The sequence below is a fragment of the Frankia canadensis genome (assembly GCF_900197875.1).
Taxonomy (GTDB): domain Bacteria; phylum Actinomycetota; class Actinomycetes; order Frankiales; family Frankiaceae; genus Frankia; species Frankia canadensis.
This window is the reverse complement of sequence record NZ_FZMO01000232.1, coordinates 1-5,811: the sequence shown is the minus strand read 5'-3', so window position 1 is coordinate 5,811 and position 5,811 is coordinate 1. Positions and strand designations below refer to the sequence as shown.

Sequence of the window (5,811 nt, the reverse complement as noted above, 5' to 3'; positions counted from 1 at the left end):
GTCCGGGTGGGCCCGACGGCCCCGTCCCGCCCCAGCCGCCGGGCCCACCCGGACCGGCGCCGTGCTGGTGGGCGTAGCCGGGTCCGGGCGGTGCCGCGTCGTAGCCGGCGGGGCCGTAGGACGGCGGTGTGCCCCCGCCGGGGCCCGAGCCGCCGTACCCACGGTCGTCATAACCACGGGTGTCGTAGCCCCGGCCGTCGTAGCCCCGGCCGTCGTAGCCCCGGTCGTCGTAGCCGCGGTCGCGGGCGGCGCGGGAGTCGCGCAGGGTGGGATCGGGCGGGTAGCCGCCGGCCGGTGCCGCCGGGGGGCGACGGCCCGCCGTGGCGGGCGGGTAGCCGGGCCCGCCGTGGGCCGCGGGGCGCCCGGCGAACGCGGGGCCCGCGCCGTCCGGCGGCGTCGGCGGCAGGTTCCAGATCTGGGCGAGCGCCGTCTCGCTCGCCTGGTCGGACTCGGCCGCCGAGCGCACGTCCCGGCCCACCAGCCGGGCCAGCAGGTCGGTGGCGCGCGGGCGCGCCTCGGGCTCCTTCGCCAGCGCCGCGTACACCAGGTCCACCAGGTCCGCCGGCACCCCGTCGAGGTCGGGCTCGGCGGTCATGATCTGCATCCCGATGGCCTCGGCGCGTTCCCCCCGAAACGGCGGGCGTCCCGCCGCCGCGAACGCCACGCACGCCCCCCAGGCGAACACGTCGGCGGGCGGGCCCGCCCGGTCCCCGCGCAGCTGCTCGGGCGCCATCCAGATCAGCGTGCCGATCAGCATCCCCGTGCGGGTGTGGCTGGTGCTGTCGGCGGCCCGCGCGATCCCGAAGTCGATGACCTTCGGCCCGTCCCAGGCCAGCAGGATGTTCGCCGGCTTCAGATCGCGGTGGACCACCCCGGCCGCGTGGATCGCGACCAGCGCGTCGGCGAGCCCGATCGCCAGCCCGTGCACCAGCCGGTCGTCCAGGGCACCGCGGCTGGCGACCGCGTCGGCGAGACTGCGGCCCTCGACGAACTCGGTGGCCATCCACGGCCGGTCCCCGGTCAGATCGGCGTCCAGCACCGCCGCGACCGAGCTGCCCCGCACCCGCCGCGCCGCGTCCACCTCCTGGCGGAACCGCGACCGGAACTCCGCGCTGTCCGCCAGGCCCACCGACGGCACCTTCACCGCGGCCGGCTTGCCGTCCTCGCCGAATCCGAGGTAGACCACTCCCATTCCGCCGGCGCCGATCCGGTTCGCCACCCGGAACGGACCGATACGACGGGGGTCATCCGAGGTCAGGGGCGTCAGCACACTGCTTCCTTATCTCCTGGCACCCCGCGCGGCGGCGGGTCGTACAAGAACCGACATGGGCGAGCGGCCGATCCGTCACCGCCGCTGGCGCCGTGCGGTGCGGGTGGTCCTGGCGATTGTCTCGCGGGCCGGGCGGCACCCTCATCTGGTAATGGCGATGTTGCCGTCCGTCGATGGACTGTGTACTCCCGGTGCGGGTGGGGGTGTCGGCGGGACGACATCCGCGGCCGCGGTGTGAATGCCGGTGGGCGACGCCGGGAAGGAACGGGACAGGACCTCGGCCGTACGTCGGCCGTGGACGGAGCGAGCCGCGACGCGGTGATGCCGGCCGGTCTGTGTCGGATATGTCGGAGTGCGACTGTTCCGCCATCGGGCGTTCGTTCGTCCGCCAACACCGGACCGGCGGACTTTCGTACGGTTGGCCGGCCAGGGCCGACCTGGGATGGACGCGGCCGGGACCACCGCCCGGGCCGGGGAACGCAGCCGGTGCGCGGAGGGAGTCGATGTGACCCAGGTCGAACGGGTGATCCCCAGGGGAGCCGACGTGAAGGCCGAGCCGCTGGTGCATGGCGGCGAGAGCATCCGCGGCTGGCTGGGGGCCGCCGGGCTCGCGGAGCAGGTCGGTGAGCAGTCGGAGCATCTCGCCGGGCTGCGCGTCCTCGACGAGGACGACGACGAGGCCACCCTGCTGCGTCCCGACGGCACCCCCGTCGACACCTGGCGCGAGAACTACCCCTACGACGCCCGCCTGCACCGCGCCGACTACGAGCGCGAGAAGCGGTTGCTGCAGATCGAGCTGCTCAAGCTGCAGTACTGGGTCAAGGAGACCGGGCAGCGCCTCCTGCTCGTCTTCGAGGGCCGCGACGCCGCCGGCAAGGGCGGGACGATCAAGCGGTTCACCGAGCATCTCAACCCGCGTGGCGCCCGGGTCGTCGCCCTGGAGAAGCCCTCCCCCCGTGAGCAGGGCTCCTGGTACTTCCAGCGGTACGTCGAGCACCTGCCGGCCGCCGGCGAGATCGTCATGTTCGACCGGTCCTGGTACAACCGGGCCGGCGTCGAGCGGGTGATGGGGTTCTGCTCGCCGGAGGAGTACCGCGAGTTCCTCCGCCAGGCTCCGGAGCTGGAGCGGATGTGGACCCGCAGCGGCATCACCATCGTCAAGCTGTGGTTCTCGGTGTCCCGGCGCGAGCAGCAGACCCGCTTCATCGTCCGCCAGATCGACCCGGTCCGGCAGTGGAAGCTCAGCCCCATGGACATCGCCTCCCTGGACCGCTGGGACGACTACACCGACGCCAAGGAGGCGATGTTCTTCTACACCGACACGGTCGAGGCGCCGTGGACGGTGGTGAAGAGCAACGACAAGAAGCGCGCCCGGCTCGAGGCGATGCGCCACGTCCTGCACCGTCTCAACTACACCGGCAAGGACCCGGAGCTCGTCGGCACGCCGGACCCGCTCATCGTCGGCCACGCCGTCGACCTCCTCGAGACCGGCGAACAGGCCGACCGCACCTTCCCCTCCCTGCACTGACCCGACCGCCGCGGGTCGGCCGGCCGCGAGGACGTGACATCGCGGCCAGACCCAGGCGCGCGGCGGCCGTGGCCCGCCATGGCAGTGCGGGCTCGGCCGTGGACGGTCGACAATGGTCTGATGGACGAGGCACCGGCCGCCGCCGTTCGAGGTGAGGAAGCGCGTCTCGCCGAGCTGCTGCGCCCGCGGCTGCCGTCGCCGCTCGACGAGCTCGTCGACGACCGGATGGCCGCGCGCGGCCTGCGCCTGCTGCTCAAGCGTGACGACCTCGTTCATCCGGACATCCCGGGCAACAAGTGGCGCAAGCTCGCGCCGAACCTGGCGTGGGCCCACGCCGCGGGCCACGACACGGTGCTGACGTTCGGCGGCGCCTACTCGCACCACGTCCGGGCCGTCGCCGTCGCCGGCGCGGCGCTCGGGCTGCGCACCGTCGGCGTCATCCGCGGGGAGGAGCACCGCCCGCTCAACCCGGTCCTGGCACGCGCCGCCGAGCATGGCATGCACCTGACCTACCTCGACCGGACGTCCTACCGGCGGCGGACGTCCCCGGACCTGGCCGACCGGCTGCGGGCCGCGTTCGGCCCCTTCCATCTGCTGCCGGAAGGCGGCAGCAACGCGCTCGGGGTACGCGGCGCCGCCGGGCTGCCCGCCGAGATCACCCAGCCATTCGACGTGCTCTGCTGCTCCTGCGGAACCGGGGGCACCCTGGCCGGCCTCGCCGCCGGGCTGCGGCCCGGCCAGCGCGCGGTCGGCTTCCCCGTGCTGCGCGGCGGCGACTTCCTGGCCGACGACATCCGCGCGCTGCAGCGGGCCGCGTTCGGCGCCGCCACCACCACCTGGACGTTGGAGTGTGGCTTCCACTGCGGCGGCTACGCCCGGACGACCCCGGACCTGACCCGGTTCATCGCCGACTTCGCCGACCGCCACGGCCTCACCCTGGAACCGGTCTACGAGGCGAAGATGCTCCTGGGAGTGTTCACCCTCGTCGCCGCCGGAGACTTCCGGCCTGGGAGCACCATCGTCGCTGTCGTGAACGCCCTGGCCGACGGACCGCAGTCGTCTGCGCGCATCGCGGCCGCGGGTGTGGCGACGCCCTGAGTCCCCGTCCGCCAGCCTGGGTCGTGCGCACAATCGGCGAACGAATCGTCTCCCGGCTCCTCAGGTGAGCTGCTCGCGATGGTCGCAGACCCACTGCTGCGAAGCGCGCACCTCGTCGACGGCGCCCGCGTCGCGCAGCCGCCTGGCCGCCGGATCACCGGCGCGTGCTCCCGCCTCGATCCCGCGCCAGCAGCGATCCTGCCACCACAACACCGTCTCGATCAGCGGCGCATCCCGGCGCAGGCCGTAGGCGTCACGGATCAGCCCGATCCTTCGGGCTGCTTCCGACGGGGCGGCGACGGCGGGCCCGAGCCCGACGAACTGCCAGCACACATGCGCGACATCGTGGATGCGTTCGCCGGGGCCGGCCAGATCCCAGTCGATGAAGGCAACGGGACGCATCCCTGCGCCGAGGTCGCGGTACACGGTGTTCTTGGGAGCCAGATCGTTGTGGCAGACGACCTCGCAGCCGCCGGCCAGGTGAGTGCCGGCCGTCAGATCGTGCAGCTGGCGAACCAGGCCGGCAACGCGGGAGAGACTGGCGTCGGAGATGACCGCGGCGAGCTGTCCGGGCGCCCAGGCGACATGACCGGGCAGATAGGTGAGCACCTGGCGTCCGTGTTCGTCGACTCCGAGCGGTCGTGGTGCCCCATCCCAGCCCTGCTGTGCCAGAAACGTGAGTAGATCGTGGATGTAACCGGCACGGGGTGGCAGCGGCCTTCGTACTGTTGCGCCAACGCGGGTCACGGCGTTGACCGCGCCGCCGGGAAGAGACGTGTCCGTCATGCCGCTCCGCCGAGCTTTGCCGCGGCCGAGTCCGTGGTGAAGGCATCACGGGCCGGCGGCACAGAGATCCGCCGGAGCATTATCGGGACTGGCGCCAACCCGACCGTGGTGGTGACCAGAAGGGACATACCCATGTCCATTCCTCCCCTCCTTCCCGTGCCTTCGCGGACAGCAACAGCGTGGCCCACGGATCGTCGGATCACTGTTCGTGATCTACAGGCGGCGACCGACCGCGGTGAGCGATGGGCGATGCTCACCAGCTACGACGCCCTCACGGCCGGGGTCCTTGACCAGGCCGGGGCGCGTGCCCTGCTCGTCGGCGACACCAGCGGCGAGATGGTCCTCGGGGACCCGAGCACCGTACCGGTGACGATGGAGCAGCTCGTTCCGATGGTGCGGGCCGTCGTCCGCGGCACCCGTACCGCGCTGGTCGTCGCCGACCTGCCCTTCGGTACCTACCAGAGCGGGCCGCGACAGGCGCTGGTCAACGCGGTGCGCCATCTGAAGGAGGGCGGGGCGCAGGCGGTCAAGCTGGAAGGCGGCCGGGCGGTGATCCCGCAGGTGAGCGCGCTGGTGGCGGCCGGCATCCCGGTTGTGGGGCATCTCGGACTGACCCCGCAGAGCATCCATGCTCTGGGCGGGCACCGGGTTCAGGGCCGCGGCGGCGCCGGTGACCGGCTGCTGGAGGATGCGCTGGCACTGGAACGGGCGGGCGCGTTCGCCGTTGTCCTGGAGGCCGTCCCGGCCGAGCTGGGACGCCGGGTGTCCGTGTCCCTGCGCATCCCGACGGTGGGCATCGGAGCGGGTCCGGACTGCGACGCCCAGATCATGGTCTGGCAGGACCTGGCCGGCCTGACCACGGGCCGCGCGCCCCGGTTCGTCAAGCGCTACGCCCACCTTGCCGGCACTCTGGGCGACGCAGCCGATCGTTACGCCGGCGAGGTCGCCGCGGTCCGCTATCCCGAGCGCGCGCACACCAGCGTCTGAGCGGTTCGCGGCGCCGTGACCATGGCCGGCGTCCCACAAGGTGGGGCGCCGGCCGATCGACGTCGGGACGTCGGGACGTCGGTCAGGAGGACGGGGACGGGGCGGGGGAGTCGCTGTCGGCGAGTCGCCGACGTCGGTCGCC

At 73.1% G+C, this 5,811-nt stretch carries 5 protein-coding genes; 3 read left to right on the top strand and 2 right to left on the bottom strand.

What is annotated here, in order from left to right; genetic code table 11:
• The coding region (locus tag C1A33_RS18625; protein ID WP_133150715.1) for a serine/threonine-protein kinase at window positions 1–1,270 on the bottom strand (1,270 nt) is incomplete at its 3' end.
• Between the two features lie 505 nt (window positions 1,271–1,775).
• On the opposite strand from C1A33_RS18625, the gene ppk2 reads away from it, so the two are divergent.
• Both ppk2 and C1A33_RS18615 read left to right on the top strand, forming a co-directional pair.
• Entirely contained in the window at window positions 1,776–2,798 is a 1,023-nt protein-coding gene (gene ppk2, locus C1A33_RS18620; protein WP_101832747.1) for a polyphosphate kinase 2, read from the top strand.
• A 120-nt stretch (window positions 2,799–2,918) separates the two neighbouring features.
• Entirely contained in the window at window positions 2,919–3,896 is a 978-nt protein-coding gene (locus C1A33_RS18615; RefSeq protein WP_101832746.1) for a 1-aminocyclopropane-1-carboxylate deaminase/D-cysteine desulfhydrase, read from the top strand.
• 60 nt (window positions 3,897–3,956) lie between these two features.
• Here the strand turns inward: C1A33_RS18615 and C1A33_RS18610 are convergent, their stop codons facing one another.
• Window positions 3,957–4,505 (bottom strand): phosphotransferase, encoded by a 549-nt coding sequence (locus tag C1A33_RS18610; RefSeq protein ID WP_243407703.1) that lies wholly within the window; start codon window positions 4,503–4,505, stop codon window positions 3,957–3,959.
• A gap of 309 nt (window positions 4,506–4,814) precedes the next feature.
• Between C1A33_RS18610 and panB the strand changes: the two genes are divergently transcribed.
• Window positions 4,815–5,669: a 3-methyl-2-oxobutanoate hydroxymethyltransferase gene (gene panB / locus C1A33_RS18605; RefSeq protein ID WP_101832744.1), complete on the top strand. Its 855-nt coding sequence runs from the start codon at window positions 4,815–4,817 to the stop codon at window positions 5,667–5,669.
• The last annotated feature ends 142 nt before the right edge of the window (window positions 5,670–5,811 follow it).

Excerpts from the sequence above, each read along its gene's own strand:
- C1A33_RS18615 (WP_101832746.1), top strand. The coding sequence starts at position 2,919 with ATGGACGAGGCACCGGCCGCCGCCGTTCGAGGTGAGGAAGCGCGTCTC.
- panB (WP_101832744.1), top strand. The coding sequence starts at position 4,815 with ATGTCCATTCCTCCCCTCCTTCCCGTGCCTTCGCGGACAGCAACAGCG.